Raw genomic sequence first — 19,455 nt, forward strand, 5'->3', positions numbered from 1 at the left:
GCAGAACAACGGGATGAAATGGCTGTAGGGGTAGCGCTCCCGTGCCTACCCCTGACGGAGGGCAACCACGGGGGGATTGCCCCTACCAAATCCTCCCTATTCAGCAACGCCTCCTTTGTGTACTAGGCTAAAGATCGACCCTTTAGCTGTCAAGCCAAGACTATGTTGAATTACGATCTTGTGGTGTGTGGTGCCGGGCCCGCTGGAACAATGGCAGCCGCAGAAGCCGCAAAAGCGGGGCTAAAAGTTGCCTTGCTAGAAAAGCAATTTCTGCCTCGTCATAAGACCTGTGGAGGTGGCATGCCGATGGTGATGCAAAATAGCTTGCGAGATTTGGCACCAGAGGCGTTTGTCGAATCTCAAGTCACTCACATGCGCCACACCTGGAATTTTGATGATGCTTATCTCGCACCCATCAATCCGCCGGGTGTTGATCGACAGCTTTTATTGTGGATGGTGCAGCGATCGATTTTTGACAATGCCCTTGCCCAGCGAGCTGTGAAATCGGGCGCAGAATTGCGAGATGGGCTGGCAGTCCGATCGCTCGAAGTCGAGTCAGACGGCATCAAAGTCTCGGCTCAAGCCATCAAAACAGGCAGTCACTTTGTCGCCAAAGCTAAATATGTGATTGGGGCCGATGGAGCCAATGGGGTAACGGTCAAATCAACTCGACTGCGGCAAAATCGCGCGATCGCCTTAGCGATGGAAATTGAGCATCCTCACCAGTGGGGCGACGGTCATGCTGAATTGCGTCCTGATGTAGCTCATTTAGAATATGGAGCCATCAAGCGCGGCTATGCCTGGATTTTTCCTAAAGCCGATCACCTGAATATTGGTGCAGGAGTGTTTCGACCCGATCGTAAAGATGCCCGCAACACTCGCACCCTACGAGCAGACTTGCAGCAAACCATTTTTCAATATGTCGAAGCGATGGGATTGCAGATCGATCGCGACCAAGCCCGCTTTCACGCTCACCCCTTGCCGACGTGGAATGGCAAAGAACCGCTTCATGAAGGACGAATTTTATTAGTGGGAGATGCCGCCGGATTGATCAATCCTCTATTTGGAGATGGCATTCTGCATGCGGTTAAAAGTGGCACAATCGCCGCTCAATGTTTAGTAGATGAGGCAGCGGACCAATACACCGATCGCATTCACGCTGAATTTGCCGCCAACTTTGATGCCGCCTTGACGCTTGCCCAAGTCTTTTATCAATGGACGGGCGCTTGCTATAAATATGGCGTTAAATCTGAAAGAGCCACTCGGATGGCAACCCAGCTTCTTTATGGAGATCTATTATTTACGGATATGGCGGGTCGAGCGATGCGAAAATTAAAGCGATCGGTGGGCGCAACTTTTTTCCTAGCCTTCAATTCTTAGGATCGTGAATTAAATAAAACTGCACATTGTTCGGGCTACGTTTTAGTTGTCTTGATGACGATCGAGAAAATCCCAGTCAAAAAAGTTGAATGGACAAGCATTTTCACCCGCACGATCGCGGCGATCGTATCGAATTCCGTCTCTCTCAAGGCGCACTCGGTTGAAAGGTTTTCGTCTACTTTCCTACTATAGAGTGAGATGTTACCAAGCCTTAAGACTGGCTCATTTGAGATGAGAGACTGCTAAGTTTTAGTCAATAGCAAATGCGTCAGGTTGTTGTTAAACTCTCCTCTCTAAAAGAACGCGTCTAGCATGAATAAAGCCCTAAGTTCCTGAGCACTTGGGGCTTTTGATTATTTACAAAATCATCCAATAATAGTTGAGTTACTGTATGCAGAAGGCTTTATTCTGATGGGGTTCTGCTGAATTGACTGAGTTGAATCATTCTGCAAAAAGAGTCTAAAAATTAGGAGTCTCTGTGATGACAGACGCGAAGAATGTATTAGGTAAAACCTTGGAGACATGCAGTACGTCTCCGATGACTGGTTTTTTTCGCGATGGTTGCTGTGAAACCGGGGCGCAAGATGTCGGAACGCACGTCGTCTGCGCCCAAGTGACTGAAGCATTTCTCGCTTACACAAAATCTGAGGGTAACGACTTGAGCACACCCATGCCAATGTTTGAGTTTCCGGGTTTAAAGCCAGGCGATCGCTGGTGTCTGTGTGTTTCTCGCTGGAAGGAGGCACTCGACTCTGGGGTTGCGCCTCCGATCGTGCTGTCTGCCACTCACGAGGCGGCTCTCAACGTGGTTGCGCTAGAGGTATTGCAGGAACACGCAATCAATCTGTAGGGACATCGCATGCCGTGTCCCTATGCCATGCCGTGCCCCTATTTAACGCCCGATTGCAGTCGCCACAGCGCCGCATAAATTCCATCGTGGTTAAGCAGCGTCTCGTGGGTGCCTTGCTCAACCACGCGTCCATGATCCATCACGTAAATACGATCGGCATGACGAATTGTGGATAAGCGATGAGCGATCGCGATCGTGGTGCGATCTTGAGTAATGTATTCCAGCGATCGCTGAATGGCGGCTTCGGTTTCGTTATCGACCGCAGATGTGGCTTCATCCAAAATTAGGATTGGCGGATCTTTGAGGAGGGCACGGGCGATCGCAAGTCGCTGTCGTTGCCCACCCGATAATTTTTGACCCCGTTCGCCAATAATCGTGTCGTATCCGTCGGGCAACTCAATGATGAATTCGTGCGCTTCTGCGAGCTTTGCCGATCGCGTAATTTCTTCGCGCATGACATCAAAACTTCCATAGGCAATGTTGTCGGCAACGGTGCCATGAAAGAGAAACACTTCCTGACTCACCCAGCCGATGCAGCGGCGCAAATCACGCAGTCGCAGTTCACGAATGTCAATGCCGTCGAGCAAAATTTGCCCCTGCTGAATCTCATAAAATCGCAGCAGTAATTTCACCAGCGTACTTTTTCCTGACCCCGTTGCGCCCACAACTCCGATCGTTTGTCCGGCTGGAATATGTAGAGATAAATCCTCTAACGCAGGACTGCGACCTTGGTAAGCAAAGGTGATGTGTTCAAGACTGACTTCACCGCGCACTTGATGAACTGGCAATGAGCGATCGCCCGTGGGGATGGCGATCGGCGTATCTAACAAATTCATCACCCGATTGACCGATGCCATCGCCCGTTGATATTGATCCATTGTTTTCCCTAAACTAGTAAAGGGCCACAGCAATCGCTGAATGATGAACACCATAAATCCGTAGGTGCCAACTGAGAGCCGTCCGTTTGCCACTTCGATGCCACCTAAAAAAAGGGTGGCAGTAAAGCCAACTAAAATAAGAATGCGAATCAAAGGAATAAACGCAGCGCTTAACGCAATGGCTCGACGATTGCTGCGACGATAAGCTTCACTCTCAGCCGCAACCCGATCGCGTTCATAATCTTCAGCCGTAAAACTTTTGATTGTGGCAATGCCTGACAAATTGTTAGCTAATCGGCTGTTAATTAAACTGGCTTGCTGGCGCACGTCTGCATAACGAGGGGCGAGACGTTTTTGAAACGCGATCGAACCCCACACAATGAATGGAATCGGTAACATTGCAAACCACGAAACCCCAGGCGCTAATGCCAAAAAGGTGCCGCCGACTAACACGATCGTAGTGAAAAATTGCAAAATATCATTGGCACCGCTATCGAGAAATCGCTCTAGCTGGTTGATGTCGTCATTGATAATCGAGAGCAGTGTTCCGGTGCTTTGCTCTTCAAAAAAGCTCAGTTCTAACTCTTGCAAATGGCTATAGGCATCAAGCCGCAACTCATGCTGCAAGGTTTGTGCCAGGTTTCGCCAAAGCCGATCGTAGGCATATTGAAACAGCGATTCTAGACCCCAAATTAAGAAGGTCAGCAATGACAACACCGCCAATTGTCCGATGATGCTGGTGACACCGACTCTTGCGATCAAAGATGATTCTCGCTTGACAACGACATCGACTGCTATGCCGATCAGATAAGGCGGTGCCAAGTCAAAGATTGTGTTGAGCACCGAGCAAAGGCTGGCTTGCCAAACTTGAGCACGATGAGGGCGGCTGTAGCGCAGCAGGCGTTGCAGAGGGTTTGAGGCAGCGACGGCAGACATAGTAGATGCTGAAATAAGGAAGCCTCGATCGTATAGCAATTCGTTCTATTGGGTAGGAGGCGTTGCAGAATGCGGGGATGAAATGGCTGTAGGGGTCTGCCCACCCCTGACGGAGGGCAACCACGGGGGGATTGCCCCTACCCAATCATCTCGCTATTCAGCGATTGGATGTGACGCGATCGACGTGCCGCTGTCTTCTTTGCAGATGAACGCTCAGTTCAACGAAAGGTAAAACTTCGTAAACTTCTAAGATAAAAGATGATTTTAAAATCAAAAAACTGTAGCATAAGATACGGAATGACAAAATATAAATGTCTTTTCTCTGCACAGCAGTTTTTGGTCTAAACCTTGCGTTGCCTTCTCGCGTTAAAGGATTTTAATTTATGCTTCAAACTAACTTCTGTTCTATCCCACCCTTCACGTCTCAAGACGAGACGACGAGTTCTTTCGCGTGGGAGATTCAAAGACGGGCGCGATTACCCAAGTTTGCGCCGTCCACGTGGGTGAAGTTATTAAATCCGCCGACTGCATTTAGTTTTGATGAGGCTTGGCTGCTGTGCCAATATGCCGATGATCACTGGTTAGCTTGGATTCCTGACTATGGCGAAATCTTACTCAAGACCGATGAGATCTGTGAAGTGTCGTAACCACAAGAAATGAGGCGCTAAAATTTTTGTCACGAACTTCACTAGACATGATTGAATAGGGGCAATCGAGATCGAATATTGCATCTGCTATGGATACTCGCATCACCCAAACGCAATTAGCGCAAGTGGTTGCTGAAGTTGGGCAATCAAAACAACGTGACAAAGAGTTGTCATTACAAGTCAAACAGGTTTTGCAAGAACTCAACTTGCCCGATGATTTGTTAGACGATGCCCTTGTGCAGCTAACGCGACGTAAAGCGCTGGCAAGACAGCAAAAACGAATCTGGCTGATTGGGAGCGCGATCGCCACTACGCTGATCGGTGCAACTGCGGCTGCAATGATTTTTCATCAGCAATATCAACAAGAAATTGCGCGAATTGCTGTCACTCAAAATCGCGTTACGCTCACAAAAAACAGTCAGACCAATATCGGAGAAATTGATCGTCAAAAGAATTCTCAGGTGTTTTATCAAGTCACCTTAAAAGATGTGCCCCTCGGCGATCGCTTAGGCTTAACGTGTGATTGGATTAATCCAACTGGGCAAGTGGTTCAGCAAAGTAACTACCAAACTCAACCGATCGAGAAATCATCCTGGACAACCAATTGTTTTTATCGACTCGATCGCCGCTCTGCGGTAGGCGTGTGGCAGGTGCAAATGTCTCTAGAAGGACGTTTTCTCAGTCGTCAGACCGTCGTGGTGAAGTGAGGCTGGGTCAGATCGATCGCGGCTGAAGCCCGAACAATTATTTAAAGTGTCACGATTGCCTCAACTAAATCAAAGCAGCAAACGTTTTATCATGAGAGAGGTCTTTGCAGGTGAGAGAGAACGGGGTTCTCTAGTCATTTGTGCTTAATTTGCCAACCTCAACTCACGAAAGTCTCAGGAGTCAAGCTTAGATGAATGTTATGGAGTTTTTTCAACTGAGTGCTGGCAAGTGGTTGTCGCAGCGCACCACTCACCATCTAGCATTCAAGCGATCGGAAGGCGGCGAGTCAGAGATTGCGGTTGAAGCGCTGTCAGTAGACGATCCTAAAATTCTTGAAATTTGCAAACTGCACGACGTTGACCCCAGCTTGGCGGTCGGAGGCGCACAAGTGCAATGGATGGGCACAATGGCGTGGGATCGCTCCAGCGAAGAAAATCACGAAGGCTCGACCGTGTTTGTGCTGGTGCCCGACGAAGATAACCCCCGCAACGGCAGATTGCTGCGAGAAGTTGGCTATGCCGAAATCGTGCCCGTGATTGGGCGCTATGAGATGGATGACGAAGACGGACTGGTGCTGATTACAGAATATGAAACGATGAGTTCTAAAGAACACTTCTGGTTTGCCAGCCCAGATGTGAGAATTCGGAGTGGAACGGTTAAACGGTTTGGCGGCTTTAGCACTGCCTCATTCTGCACGGAGACGCGAATTCGAGAGGAGGCACAAAGCGATCGATCAGATTCCCAACCTGTCAAAGATGTCACTGATTCGAGAGCTTTCTCATCTAACTTCGGCTGGTAATCTGACTGGTTTTGAGGAGTCTTGAGGTTAGCAACTGCTGGCGCTGCTAATTTTGAGGCTCCTATTTTTCGATGATTTTAAGAGTATGTCTAATATTTTGTGTCATATCGCTTTGGTTCAGCCCACCGGGAAATGAATTTCCTGGCTAATAGCGAAAGTGCTCTGAAGAACACTGAGTCAAAGTTTTAGTCCATTTCAATGAACTTCATATAAGCGATCGCAACTTCTTCCGAAATTCTGGATCTAGATAGCGCTGCTGTAAGGTCTGCCAAGTTCGCAGTGCATCAGCAACTTTTTGGTCAAGCTGTTTTGACAGAGTAGGATACACATCTTGAACTGATTCCTTGATCTGAGATCCTAAATAACCTTGAAGCACAGCCCTGTCTTGAATCTGCCCCAACACTTCTTGGATGGCTTTAAAGTCCTCAATTTGCTCGGCGTAAGCTGAGTCATAGAAGTCAACAAACAACTCTGTTTGATAACGAACCCGCTTCATCTGTTTGCGGAGGTCATGCAGAGTAGGGCCATGCTGTTTGATAAAGTCATCAAGCATTTCTGGATGAATAGAATGAACGATCGCCGCTCCATTTTCAAAGTTCGCATTCACTAACCAGGCGGGATGCAGCAATGTTTCACTGATGAGCGGCAGCAATAAATCTGGCAACACTTCTTGTATTGGCAATTGAGCGATCGACTGATAGTGAGGCTTTTTTAACCAACCTTTAAGGGCATCTTTGAGGGCATCGTAGTCTGATCCCTTGAGGGTTTGCTGGAGATGAGCAAAATCTCGTTTGCGCTGTTTGTTCATTTTCTTAAGCAGCGTTTCTAGTCGATTTTGCTCTGCGATCGGCAAACTGCTTTGTTGCTGACTGTTGAGTTCTGCGGTTAGCACGTCGAGATCTCTGACCGCACCCAGTGAGTGAGCAATTTTGCTGATGGTACGATCGCTAATTGGCTTCGGCAAGTCTACCGCAAAGTCAAAAACGTCTACGGCAGTTCGCAGACGACGCAACCCCACTCGCATCTGATGCAGCAATTCGGGATCTTTGTCGTCGAGAACGTCTGACTCGTGTTTGATTGATTTCTTAAAATGTTTCTCGATCGCAGAGTAAGCAAAGCTATCTAGAGTAGCGAGTTGAGTAACTTTTTTTTCTTCGGTATACATACTTTATAAAAAGAATTCGTGACACAGCACCTATTACTCACAGTGCCACAGCTTCTGAAGCTTTTCCTCGTTCCGCTGATAGAGGTTTCTTGACATCCTCACCGTCCTAAAGGAGCGGTGATTCCTGACTGTGGGCACTGCGATTAGACGAGTTTCAATCCCTGGAAGGGATTCAGGCTCTTTGGAACTAATGTCTAATCCCAAGTACTCAAGCATCTACTCTGTTTCAATCCCTGGAAGAGATTCAGGCTCTTTGGAACGAATATCTACCGTGTACAGGCAGAGCAGCGACTCGGTTTCAATCCCTGGAAGGGATTCAGGCTCTTTGGAACGAGCAATCGCGATCGAGGGTATCAGTTCTGATGCCCAAAACCGTTTCAATCCCTGGAAGGGATTCAGGCTCTTTGGAACTGAGCCACGATGATCAGCGCCGACTGAATAATGCGTTTCAATCCCTGGAAGGGATTCAGGCTCTTTGGAACACGGCTTGAGTTGCACAAATTTGGCTACTACTTGGGTTTCAATCCCTGGAAGGGATTCAGGCTCTTTGGAACCTTGCGGCCCTTCGATTGTGCTTTATCGATGAGTTCGTTTCAATCCCTGGAAGGGATTCAGGCTCTTTGGAACTCAAGCTCGATCGTTGCTTTCTCGAAGTCACACCCAGTTTCAATCCCTGGAAGGGATTCAGGCTCTTTGGAACCGGGATGTCCTAGCTGCTGCACCGTTGCCAGCGCTTGGTTTCAATCCCTGGAAGGGATTCAGGCTCTTTGGAACCTAAAATTGAGGTGAAATGTGGTTGTAATAATGGCAGTTTCAATCCCTGGAAGGGATTCAGGCTCTTTGGAACCCAAACATCGAATGCCTTTTCTTCGCGCAATGGGGTTGTTTCAATCCCTGGAAGGGATTCAGGCTCTTTGGAACTTCAAGGAAGTCTCCGATCGATCCAGCTTGCACTGCGTTTCAATCCCTGGAAGGGATTCAGGCTCTTTGGAACTTAAGCTCATGGGCAGTTCTACCCCCGGAGATCGTGTTTCAATCCCTGGAAGGGATTCAGGCTCTTTGGAACCACTCGCAGCTTTCGACATCTTCTCTAGCTCAGATTGGTTTCAATCCCTGGAAGGGATTCAGGCTCTTTGGAACAATCAACGTGATAGGTAGAGCCTTTAGTTTCATTTCTGTTTCAATCCCTGGAAGGGATTCAGGCTCTTTGGAACTTTAGCGATCGTCTCTACTGGCAAACTTTGCTAGATGTTTCAATCCCTGGAAGGGATTCAGGCTCTTTGGAACCCCTGGGCGGCACGGCAGCGAGTCCCATAATTTCGTTTCAATCCCTGGAAGGGATTCAGGCTCTTTGGAACCCCATGCGGTGGTCAGGGCAACGCCTAGAACCGTTTCAATCCCTGGAAGGGATTCAGGCTCTTTGGAACCGCGATCGCCCTCCTCATCTCTCGTTCGACGATCCGTTTCAATCCCTGGAAGGGATTCAGGCTCTTTGGAACTGCCGAGATGTTGTCAGCATCTCGTGAGAAAGTCTTGTTTCAATCCCTGGAAGGGATTCAGGCTCTTTGGAACCTGTTAATCCCTGTGCGACTAGCTTCAGAACTTCCGTTTCAATCCCTGGAAGGGATTCAGGCTCTTTGGAACCTCCTCTAAAGCCTCTCAAAATTCTGAGTCCGAGTCGTTTCAATCCCTGGAAGGGATTCAGGCTCTTTGGAACGCTTGCCCTCGATCGCTCTTTGCACTTCAGGATCTAGGTTTCAATCCCTGGAAGGGATTCAGGCTCTTTGGAACGGGCACTTGAATGTTAAGAGATCGCTCGGTGTCATGTTTCAATCCCTGGAAGGGATTCAGGCTCTTTGGAACAGAGTTGCCGCCATTAAATGAGCTAATCGACTCCGCAGTTTCAATCCCTGGAAGGGATTCAGGCTCTTTGGAACATGACTGCCTTTCTTATAAGCGGATTCTGTATCTGTTTCAATCCCTGGAAGGGATTCAGGCTCTTTGGAACAAACTCGTCTATCCAGAAGTCGCGATCGTCCCTTAGTTTCAATCCCTGGAAGGGATTCAGGCTCTTTGGAACGCATTCCGACCTACCGCGATGGCAGCTACGGACTCGTACTCGTTTCAATCCCTGGAAGGGATTCAGGCTCTTTGGAACCCTATTAGAGCAAAATGCGGCTGATTATTCATGGCGTTTCAATCCCTGGAAGGGATTCAGGCTCTTTGGAACCTTCACGCCTCTTGCTGCAAGCGATATCGGGGCATCCTTCCCGTTTCAATCCCTGGAAGGGATTCAGGCTCTTTGGAACAACTGATCCGCGTCGGGTGTACCCATGCCCGGAATTTCGTTTCAATCCCTGGAAGGGATTCAGGCTCTTTGGAACCTGATTCCTTGCCCCCTGGAGAGCCGCCAAGTTCAGCGTTTCAATCCCTGGAAGGGATTCAGGCTCTTTGGAACCTTCGCTTCGCACCAGCAGCAGGAAAGCGTTAAAGGTTTCAATCCCTGGAAGGGATTCAGGCTCTTTGGAACGCGCTCCTCCGATAGCTGCTGCAAAGCCTATATCGAGTTTCAATCCCTGGAAGGGATTCAGGCTCTTTGGAACTCAGACGTTTACGTCCAGAATCAGGATACTGTTTTCGTTTCAATCCCTGGAAGGGATTCAGGCTCTTTGGAACGTTTCAAAATCAGGGTGAATGCCGCCATAAAATTGGTTTCAATCCCTGGAAGGGATTCAGGCTCTTTGGAACGAATCCATCTCGCGATCGCCTCTACCTCTTCATTTATCTCTGTTTCAATCCCTGGAAGGGATTCAGGCTCTTTGGAACTTCCTGATTTTTAGATCTGAGGTATTTGGCTGCGTTTCAATCCCTGGAAGGGATTCAGGCTCTTTGGAACGTAATTAACATCGCGTCCCAACTCTTCAGAGCAGTCAGGTTTCAATCCCTGGAAGGGATTCAGGCTCTTTGGAACGGTCGATTCGTTAGCGCGGCTTGCTCGTCGGCTAGGTTTCAATCCCTGGAAGGGATTCAGGCTCTTTGGAACCAGAGATTGTCACGCTCAACGTTCGCAGCCTAAAGTTTCAATCCCTGGAAGGGATTCAGGCTCTTTGGAACTTTACCCTAACAGAGAAAGAAATTGCAGATTTAGAATTGTTTCAATCCCTGGAAGGGATTCAGGCTCTTTGGAACGTACGAGGTGAATTAGATACCTCGCAAGAAAATATCGTTTCAATCCCTGGAAGGGATTCAGGCTCTTTGGAACGCCTTACGGCTGGATACGAGCGAGAAATTCGTCTGTTTCAATCCCTGGAAGGGATTCAGGCTCTTTGGAACATTAGGATTTTGCTTTAATTAGGGTTTTTGTATTGAGTTTCAATCCCTGGAAGGGATTCAGGCTCTTTGGAACGCCCCTAAAGTTTATTGTGTGCGAGAATTATTTGGTTTCAATCCCTGGAAGGGATTCAGGCTCTTTGGAACTTCGGCGCAATCTAATCTGCATTACCGCCTGACGAGTTTCAATCCCTGGAAGGGATTCAGGCTCTTTGGAACGAAACAGTTACCTCGCCGCCATAAGTCCCTTCGTCGTTTCAATCCCTGGAAGGGATTCAGGCTCTTTGGAACAAATGCCCCAAGCCGTAGGGGATGGAGGAACAATGAAGTTTCAATCCCTGGAAGGGATTCAGGCTCTTTGGAACCTGAGAATGGGGTTGTTCATCCAGGAGGTGAACGACGTTTCAATCCCTGGAAGGGATTCAGGCTCTTTGGAACGTTTAGCATTGTTCACCCAGCCTTGGCCAACGAGGTTTCAATCCCTGGAAGGGATTCAGGCTCTTTGGAACATATTGCAACTCTCACACCTCGACAATCCATCTGCGTTTCAATCCCTGGAAGGGATTCAGGCTCTTTGGAACTTTAATGGGGCATTCTGTCAGTGTTTCTCGTCCTGTTTCAATCCCTGGAAGGGATTCAGGCTCTTTGGAACGTGATCTCGATAGGGTTAGCGGGTGAGCAGTTTTGTTTCAATCCCTGGAAGGGATTCAGGCTCTTTGGAACCGCTCTTTCTTCGTCCTCCAGTCGTTCTCGCATCGTTTCAATCCCTGGAAGGGATTCAGGCTCTTTGGAACTACTGATGATGATGAATTAGTGGGATAGTAATTAGTTTCAATCCCTGGAAGGGATTCAGGCTCTTTGGAACCTGATACTGGCTTGGGCAATCCTGCCAATACTGCTGTTTCAATCCCTGGAAGGGATTCAGGCTCTTTGGAACCCATCCTCCCAGAGCCACTCAACCGCCAAAATATTGTTTCAATCCCTGGAAGGGATTCAGGCTCTTTGGAACGCTAGAGTGGCGCTATCGCTACTCTCGCTACCCATGTTTCAATCCCTGGAAGGGATTCAGGCTCTTTGGAACACTATCTCCCCTTCATTCCCTCGCAATAACTACAAGTTTCAATCCCTGGAAGGGATTCAGGCTCTTTGGAACTTGAGGCGCTTTTTGGCAGTCAAGGGAGTTTGTAGGTTTCAATCCCTGGAAGGGATTCAGGCTCTTTGGAACAGACATGGTTGACCACCCTACTGTTGTGGGAGTTGCGTTTCAATCCCTGGAAGGGATTCAGGCTCTTTGGAACGGGAGTGTGATGTCAATGGGAGCAAGTGGGTTCTGTTTCAATCCCTGGAAGGGATTCAGGCTCTTTGGAACTTGCTGCTTCATCGATGAGTTGTCTAGTCTTCTGAGTTTCAATCCCTGGAAGGGATTCAGGCTCTTTGGAACATTCTCCTCAGTAGCAAACTCAACTGGAATGTAGGTTTCAATCCCTGGAAGGGATTCAGGCTCTTTGGAACCCAAACACTCCGTATTGGGAAGTCGTACTGAGTGGTTTCAATCCCTGGAAGGGATTCAGGCTCTTTGGAACTTTTAATGATGCGATTTCCCTTGTTCCTCCCGGCGTTTCAATCCCTGGAAGGGATTCAGGCTCTTTGGAACCAACCAAGGAGCGAAGCATAGCCCAGAGCTTACGGTTTCAATCCCTGGAAGGGATTCAGGCTCTTTGGAACTTCTCAGTAGATGGCTTTACGTGCAAGGGTCTTCAGTTTCAATCCCTGGAAGGGATTCAGGCTCTTTGGAACCATGTGAACAATAGTCCCGTTCAGTGTTGGGTCTAGTTTCAATCCCTGGAAGGGATTCAGGCTCTTTGGAACATTCCATTCTAAAGTACTGGCTACAACCTCTCCATTGTTTCAATCCCTGGAAGGGATTCAGGCTCTTTGGAACACGGCAGTGAGTGGAGAGTTAGCGAACCCTGAGAGGTTTCAATCCCTGGAAGGGATTCAGGCTCTTTGGAACCAAGTATCTGTTGCGCTCGTTTCACATTGACTCCCGTTTCAATCCCTGGAAGGGATTCAGGCTCTTTGGAACCTTGGATAATGACATTCCCTAGTTTCCTCTCAGTGGTTTCAATCCCTGGAAGGGATTCAGGCTCTTTGGAACTAGGAAGTCTTGCCACCAGCGTCCCAATGTCTTTAGTTTCAATCCCTGGAAGGGATTCAGGCTCTTTGGAACACGCAATGTCCCGCTCGTTGCTACTTTATTCCCAGTTTCAATCCCTGGAAGGGATTCAGGCTCTTTGGAACCACTGTAAGTTGGTGCCCTTCTCGGTTACTGGTGTTTCAATCCCTGGAAGGGATTCAGGCTCTTTGGAACTTTCGTGAGTTCATGCCACGCCATTGCATCAGTCTCAGTTTCAATCCCTGGAAGGGATTCAGGCTCTTTGGAACTAGCGGATCTATGTTGCATGGTCTACACGCCAGACTTTTACGTTTCAATCCCTGGAAGGGATTCAGGCTCTTTGGAACTTGTTCCTCCCGGCGATTGGCTCGATGATTGGAAGTTTCAATCCCTGGAAGGGATTCAGGCTCTTTGGAACGATTTTCAATTGTTTTCAATCTCTCGATAGGCTAGTTTCAATCCCTGGAAGGGATTCAGGCTCTTTGGAACCTTCCAGTCCCCCCCCCCCAGACCCCCGTGAGTAAGTTTCAATCCCTGGAAGGGATTCAGGCTCTTTGGAACATCACCTAAACCTTCAGAAGCACCGACTGAATCTGTTTCAATCCCTGGAAGGGATTCAGGCTCTTTGGAACACCTCGTACGTTCCCGTACCAATCCCCATCAATGTTTCAATCCCTGGAAGGGATTCAGGCTCTTTGGAACTCTTGTTCATTTTCAATTTTATCGAATATCTCGATGTTTCAATCCCTGGAAGGGATTCAGGCTCTTTGGAACAACGATTCTGAAACTTGAAAAATAACTGAACTTGAGTTTCAATCCCTGGAAGGGATTCAGGCTCTTTGGAACCACTGTCAGCGTTGTATCGGTGACCTGCTATCTCTATCCCTGTTTCAATCCCTGGAAGGGATTCAGGCTCTTTGGAACCAGATAACTCAAGTGTTGCAGGGAAAGTTAGGTGTTTCAATCCCTGGAAGGGATTCAGGCTCTTTGGAACCTGGGCAACTCTGCAATAGTCTTGCCTTCAACAGAAGGGGTTTCAATCCCTGGAAGGGATTCAGGCTCTTTGGAACTTACTTTAGTCCATCCATCGTAGTAGAAGCTATTGTTTCAATCCCTGGAAGGGATTCAGGCTCTTTGGAACTTCACTGACCTCATTCGTATCCTTCAAGTGCATGTTTCAATCCCTGGAAGGGATTCAGGCTCTTTGGAACGCCAGATCATTACTCTTGGTTTCTAAAACTAGTTTGTTTCAATCCCTGGAAGGGATTCAGGCTCTTTGGAACACTTTGACCAGCTTGCTGCTTACATGTATTACTATGTTTCAATCCCTGGAAGGGATTCAGGCTCTTTGGAACAAAGAGGTCGAAATCTCCGCACTGTTGCGAATGCTGGTTTCAATCCCTGGAAGGGATTCAGGCTCTTTGGAACTTTGAAAGTAAGGCTACGGTTGTTCTGGATGGAGACGTTTCAATCCCTGGAAGGGATTCAGGCTCTTTGGAACTAGCGTTCGGTATGGTTTTGTATTCATCAAGTCTGGATGGAGACGTTTCAATCCCTGGAAGGGATTCAGGCTCTTTGGAACAGTTAAGGGGGTTGTTGGGTGCAAAACCTTAAAGTGTTTCAATCCCTGGAAGGGATTCAGGCTCTTTGGAACCAGAGAATTGGGCACACTAAACCGAACACACAAGAAGTTTCAATCCCTGGAAGGGATTCAGGCTCTTTGGAACTTGTAGCAATTGCAGTGGTGTTGTTGTTACCTGACTTAGTGTTTCAATCCCTGGAAGGGATTCAGGCTCTTTGGAACGATGATCACAGATGCTAATGGATAACCCAGATGACGTTTCAATCCCTGGAAGGGATTCAGGCTCTTTGGAACCTGCCTGCACGGGCGCTGCCCAGTGGTTGCCTGAGTTTCAATCCCTGGAAGGGATTCAGGCTCTTTGGAACCTCTTTATCTACATACATCCCAATAGTTACATCAGGGTTTCAATCCCTGGAAGGGATTCAGGCTCTTTGGAACTGCTATGGATATGTTTTCGGAGCATATCCAATTCATTGTTTCAATCCCTGGAAGGGATTCAGGCTCTTTGGAACCTGGGGTCTTCTACAGGAGCTTCACCCATCTCAGGGTTTCAATCCCTGGAAGGGATTCAGGCTCTTTGGAACTAGATATGTTACCTAGAATATCTTAAGCTAGTTTAGTTTCAATCCCTGGAAGGGATTCAGGCTCTTTGGAACGCCCCGCCTTTGCCATTGATGGGGCTAAATCCTTCAGGGCGTTTCAATCCCTGGAAGGGATTCAGGCTCTTTGGAACTACAAGAAACCATCGAGTTACACAGGGCGATCCAAGTTTCAATCCCTGGAAGGGATTCAGGCTCTTTGGAACGAGCGGATGGAATCGGCGCAGGTCGGATTAATGCTCGTTTCAATCCCTGGAAGGGATTCAGGCTCTTTGGAACCAAATAACCCAGGTATTTTTAGCTGTAGGTGGCGTTATTGGTTTCAATCCCTGGAAGGGATTCAGGCTCTTTGGAACGTGAGAGTTTGAGTATCCATTGTGAATTCCTTAAGGTTTCAATCCCTGGAAGGGATTCAGGCTCTTTGGAACAGCGTCTCTATCGCTCGAACGATCTCAACTTCAGTCTCTTGTTTCAATCCCTGGAAGGGATTCAGGCTCTTTGGAACTTGATAAAAATCGGAGGTCGCGCGATCGTACCCTGTTTCAATCCCTGGAAGGGATTCAGGCTCTTTGGAACTAGGCAGAAAATCGCTATCAACGAATGAAGCCTTTGTTTCAATCCCTGGAAGGGATTCAGGCTCTTTGGAACAGGATGACTAACTCGGTGTCTCCCGTTCTGGCGTGTTTCAATCCCTGGAAGGGATTCAGGCTCTTTGGAACGGGGTAGATTCCCCAAGCAGGGTCGGGCGGAATGTGAGGTTTCAATCCCTGGAAGGGATTCAGGCTCTTTGGAACGCGGTGCCACCTGACGATCGCTAGATGGGAACACGCGTTTCAATCCCTGGAAGGGATTCAGGCTCTTTGGAACTCACGGCGATGCTGATTTGAATGGGGCAATCAATATTTCTAGTTTCAATCCCTGGAAGGGATTCAGGCTCTTTGGAACGGTAAAGGCGTGTCTCTGCCAATGGAAGTGCGGATGTTTCAATCCCTGGAAGGGATTCAGGCTCTTTGGAACTTGCGAGAGGTGAAGCAGATCGTTTAGGCATCTCCCTTGTTTCAATCCCTGGAAGGGATTCAGGCTCTTTGGAACCGCCGATATTACCAATCAGTCCTTGGGCAACTGCGTTGTTTCAATCCCTGGAAGGGATTCAGGCTCTTTGGAACAACTGTTGGCTTCTACCCGGGAGGAGGCTGCGATCTGGTGCTGTTTCAATCCCTGGAAGGGATTCAGGCTCTTTGGAACCTCAACCCACTGGGGCAAGCTTACGGACGGTGTGGTTTCAATCCCTGGAAGGGATTCAGGCTCTTTGGAACCAAAGATCGGGGGCGTACCACTGACCATCTGTCGAAGTTTCAATCCCTGGAAGGGATTCAGGCTCTTTGGAACGATCGTGATCTTGTCTTTGCCAACTAGATCTTCGACGTTTCAATCCCTGGAAGGGATTCAGGCTCTTTGGAACAACTTGGAACAAAAATGTCCTCTTTGATCGCCCTGCTGATACCAGGTTTCAATCCCTGGAAGGGATTCAGGCTCTTTGGAACGCGCTCTCAAAGTATGGGCTAATTCATCAGTTTCAGTTTCAATCCCTGGAAGGGATTCAGGCTCTTTGGAACTCAGATCTTGATACTGCCCTCGACCCTGCGAAAACTGGTTTCAATCCCTGGAAGGGATTCAGGCTCTTTGGAACGAACGTGAGGCGTTGTCGATCGTAAATATCATAGTTATCCGTTTCAATCCCTGGAAGGGATTCAGGCTCTTTGGAACTTCAAGCCCCCGATCGAGTCTGTAAGAATTTGACGTTTCAATCCCTGGAAGGGATTCAGGCTCTTTGGAACCAGAGGCGGCACCACGTCTCAGCGCCAGATTCAAAACGTTTCAATCCCTGGAAGGGATTCAGGCTCTTTGGAACCAAAAATGGCGTACTCAGCTTGACCGTCGCACTCTACGTTTCAATCCCTGGAAGGGATTCAGGCTCTTTGGAACGTTTTCAGGTTGTCTAATTTTATGGCACTTTGTAGTTTCAATCCCTGGAAGGGATTCAGGCTCTTTGGAACGTTGGCCCGGATGCGTGTGTAAGCTGGTTTGTTGTCCTGTTTCAATCCCTGGAAGGGATTCAGGCTCTTTGGAACGTGAGTAGACCTTTCTACTGCGTCTGACTAAATCAGTTTCAATCCCTGGAAGGGATTCAGGCTCTTTGGAACATCAAGCAACTGTGTGAACAGCACGGCATTCAGTTTGTCGAGTTTCAATCCCTGGAAGGGATTCAGGCTCTTTGGAACGCGATCGCGCCACTGCGTTTGCCATCTCGCACAATCTCGTTTCAATCCCTGGAAGGGATTCAGGCTCTTTGGAACGTTACGGCAACCAACCTCGCCAACACAGGGTTTACAGCTTCGTTTCAATCCCTGGAAGGGATTCAGGCTCTTTGGAACCTGCTGCGATTACGCTCACCGCAGTTCCCACGATTAAGTTTCAATCCCTGGAAGGGATTCAGGCTCTTTGGAACCCCTCTTCCACTTTCTGAGCCGCCTTGATTTTTCTGTTTCAATCCCTGGAAGGGATTCAGGCTCTTTGGAACCGCTTTCACGATGTCATGAGGCGATCCGATTGTCTCATCGGTACGTTTCAATCCCTGGAAGGGATTCAGGCTCTTTGGAACACATTCACCACAACTGACAGTTTTGGATTGTTGCGTTTCAATCCCTGGAAGGGATTCAGGCTCTTTGGAACCTTGGCTCACAAGCTGTTTGCTGATGTTGTGATTCGTTTCAATCCCTGGAAGGGATTCAGGCTCTTTGGAACCGCTTATCCGGCTCGGTTTGCGGTGCGGATGTTTGGTTTCAATCCCTGGAAGGGATTCAGGCTCTTTGGAACATAAGGCTTTTGCTGAATCTGCGATTCGACTTCAGTTTCAATCCCTGGAAGGGATTCAGGCTCTTTGGAACCTGAAAAAGGGGCACGATCGCTTAGACCTATGGCGTTTCAATCCCTGGAAGGGATTCAGGCTCTTTGGAACTTAGTATTTCACCCCATCATGCCCCAAGCCCCCGGTTTCAATCCCTGGAAGGGATTCAGGCTCTTTGGAACGAGCCGATCGCCGCCCCTGGAGCCGTCCAATTAATCGTTTCAATCCCTGGAAGGGATTCAGGCTCTTTGGAACGTCATTGGGCGACTCAGCTAAAGGGTTCGCCCTTATTGTTCCCGTTTCAATCCCTGGAAGGGATTCAGGCTCTTTGGAACCGCCCTGAAATGGTTGAGATTGCCGCACCCGACTGCGTTTCAATCCCTGGAAGGGATTCAGGCTCTTTGGAACCCGTGACTACGATCGCGCCCCTCTATCGACTCTCAGTTTCAATCCCTGGAAGGGATTCAGGCTCTTTGGAACTTTCGAGCAAAGAATTGATTCCACTAGCTGATAATTTGTTTCAATCCCTGGAAGGGATTCAGGCTCTTTGGAACGCTGGCGCTGGTGGTGTAGCCAAAATAGAGTGTTTCAATCCCTGGAAGGGATTCAGGCTCTTTGGAACACCCAGTGTTCCCCTCGCGTTGTACTCGCTCATCGCGTTTCAATCCCTGGAAGGGATTCAGGCTCTTTGGAACGAACTCTCGAATCAATTGGGGGGAGGGTTCGTGATGTTTCAATCCCTGGAAGGGATTCAGGCTCTTTGGAACCGATCGCCAACATCTCAGGGCTGCAAGACTCTCTCGTTTCAATCCCTGGAAGGGATTCAGGCTCTTTGGAACGCGCGATGCCTGCAATACGAGTCTGTCTGTTTCAGTTTCAATCCCTGGAAGGGATTCAGGCTCTTTGGAACAGTCGCGCGTCAACGACTTGGGCGGCGATTTGAGCGTTTCAATCCCTGGAAGGGATTCAGGCTCTTTGGAACTCTTTGGATGCGCGATCGCGTTGAGCGATTTATCGAGTTTCAATCCCTGGAAGGGATTCAGGCTCTTTGGAACGCTTGATGAGCCGTCTGATCCGAATGACTATGTGTTAGTTTCAATCCCTGGAAGGGATTCAGGCTCTTTGGAACCAGTAACTTTCTCGCGTAGCAGAAACCATAGAGTTGTTTCAATCCCTGGAAGGGATTCAGGCTCTTTGGAACAAATCAAGCCCGACAGCGCCCTCGCCTGTTTCTCGGTTTCAATCCCTGGAAGGGATTCAGGCTCTTTGGAACGAGATTGATGTCCCACTTAGGTGGGTCGATAAAGCCGTAGCGCTCGATCGTTTCAATCCCTGGAAGGGATTCAGGCTCTTTGGAACCACTGAAACCCAATTCCTGCAACTGCTCTTTGAGCGTTTCAATCCCTGGAAGGGATTCAGGCTCTTTGGAACCCCCGGCAGCATCAACGTCGGTGAAGATGGCACTCTGTTTCAATCCCTGGAAGGGATTCAGGCTCT

Annotated in this window: 7 protein-coding genes and 1 CRISPR repeat array (1 of these 8 cut by a window edge); of the genes, 5 read left to right on the forward strand and 2 right to left on the reverse strand. The window is 48.5% G+C overall.

The annotated features are described in order from the left end of the window. The first annotated feature begins 162 nt into the window (after positions 1-162). Positions 163-1,380: a geranylgeranyl reductase family protein gene (locus tag C7B65_RS09045; protein WP_073070730.1), complete on the forward strand. Its 1,218-nt coding sequence runs from the start codon at positions 163-165 to the stop codon at positions 1,378-1,380. A 481-nt stretch (positions 1,381-1,861) separates the two neighbouring features. After that, positions 1,862-2,230 carry a DUF2237 family protein gene (locus C7B65_RS09050; protein ID WP_073070729.1) on the forward strand — a complete coding sequence of 123 codons (369 nt, stop codon included), beginning with the start codon at positions 1,862-1,864 and terminating at the stop codon, positions 2,228-2,230. A 38-nt stretch (positions 2,231-2,268) separates the two neighbouring features. Here C7B65_RS09050 and C7B65_RS09055 read toward each other — a convergent pair whose 3' ends face one another. Further along, entirely contained in the window at positions 2,269-4,044 is a 1,776-nt protein-coding gene (locus C7B65_RS09055) for an ABC transporter ATP-binding protein (RefSeq protein ID WP_073070728.1), read from the reverse strand. Between the two features lie 383 nt (positions 4,045-4,427). Here C7B65_RS09055 and C7B65_RS09060 point away from each other — a divergent pair, with 383 nt between their 5' ends. From C7B65_RS09060 to C7B65_RS09070, 3 genes are all read left to right on the forward strand, one after another. Then, entirely contained in the window at positions 4,428-4,691 is a 264-nt protein-coding gene (locus tag C7B65_RS09060; protein WP_073070727.1) for a hypothetical protein, read from the forward strand. Between the two features lie 89 nt (positions 4,692-4,780). Continuing rightward, entirely contained in the window at positions 4,781-5,398 is a 618-nt protein-coding gene (locus C7B65_RS09065) for a hypothetical protein (protein WP_073070726.1), read from the forward strand. A 200-nt stretch (positions 5,399-5,598) separates the two neighbouring features. Continuing rightward, the gene (locus tag C7B65_RS09070; protein ID WP_317615809.1) at positions 5,599-6,198 is read left to right on the forward strand and encodes a phycobiliprotein lyase; all 600 of its coding nucleotides are present in this window, start codon (positions 5,599-5,601) and stop codon (positions 6,196-6,198) included. 205 nt (positions 6,199-6,403) lie between these two features. Here the strand turns inward: C7B65_RS09070 and C7B65_RS09075 are convergent, their stop codons facing one another. Further along, a complete protein-coding gene (locus tag C7B65_RS09075) occupies positions 6,404-7,363 on the reverse strand; it encodes a CHAD domain-containing protein (RefSeq protein ID WP_073070724.1) in 960 nt (319 codons plus the stop codon). A gap of 151 nt (positions 7,364-7,514) precedes the next feature. Further along, positions 7,515-19,455: a CRISPR direct-repeat array (repeat unit 37 nt; unit sequence GTTTCAATCCCTGGAAGGGATTCAGGCTCTTTGGAAC); it runs 2,706 nt beyond the window's last position.

The sequence above is a fragment of the Phormidesmis priestleyi ULC007 genome (genome assembly GCF_003003695.1).
In the GTDB taxonomy this organism is placed as follows: domain Bacteria; phylum Cyanobacteriota; class Cyanobacteriia; order Leptolyngbyales; family Leptolyngbyaceae; genus Phormidesmis_A; species Phormidesmis_A priestleyi_A.

Coding starts and splice junctions, on each gene's coding strand:
- C7B65_RS09075 (WP_073070724.1), bottom strand. CDS start 7,363: ATGTATACCGAAGAAAAAAAAGTTACTCAACTCGCTACTCTAGATAGC.
- C7B65_RS09045 (WP_073070730.1), top strand. CDS start 163: ATGTTGAATTACGATCTTGTGGTGTGTGGTGCCGGGCCCGCTGGAACA.
- C7B65_RS09055 (WP_073070728.1), bottom strand. CDS start 4,044: ATGTCTGCCGTCGCTGCCTCAAACCCTCTGCAACGCCTGCTGCGCTAC.
- C7B65_RS09070 (WP_317615809.1), top strand. CDS start 5,599: ATGGAGTTTTTTCAACTGAGTGCTGGCAAGTGGTTGTCGCAGCGCACC.
- C7B65_RS09065 (WP_073070726.1), top strand. CDS start 4,781: ATGGATACTCGCATCACCCAAACGCAATTAGCGCAAGTGGTTGCTGAA.
- C7B65_RS09060 (WP_073070727.1), top strand. CDS start 4,428: ATGCTTCAAACTAACTTCTGTTCTATCCCACCCTTCACGTCTCAAGAC.
- C7B65_RS09050 (WP_073070729.1), top strand. CDS start 1,862: ATGACAGACGCGAAGAATGTATTAGGTAAAACCTTGGAGACATGCAGT.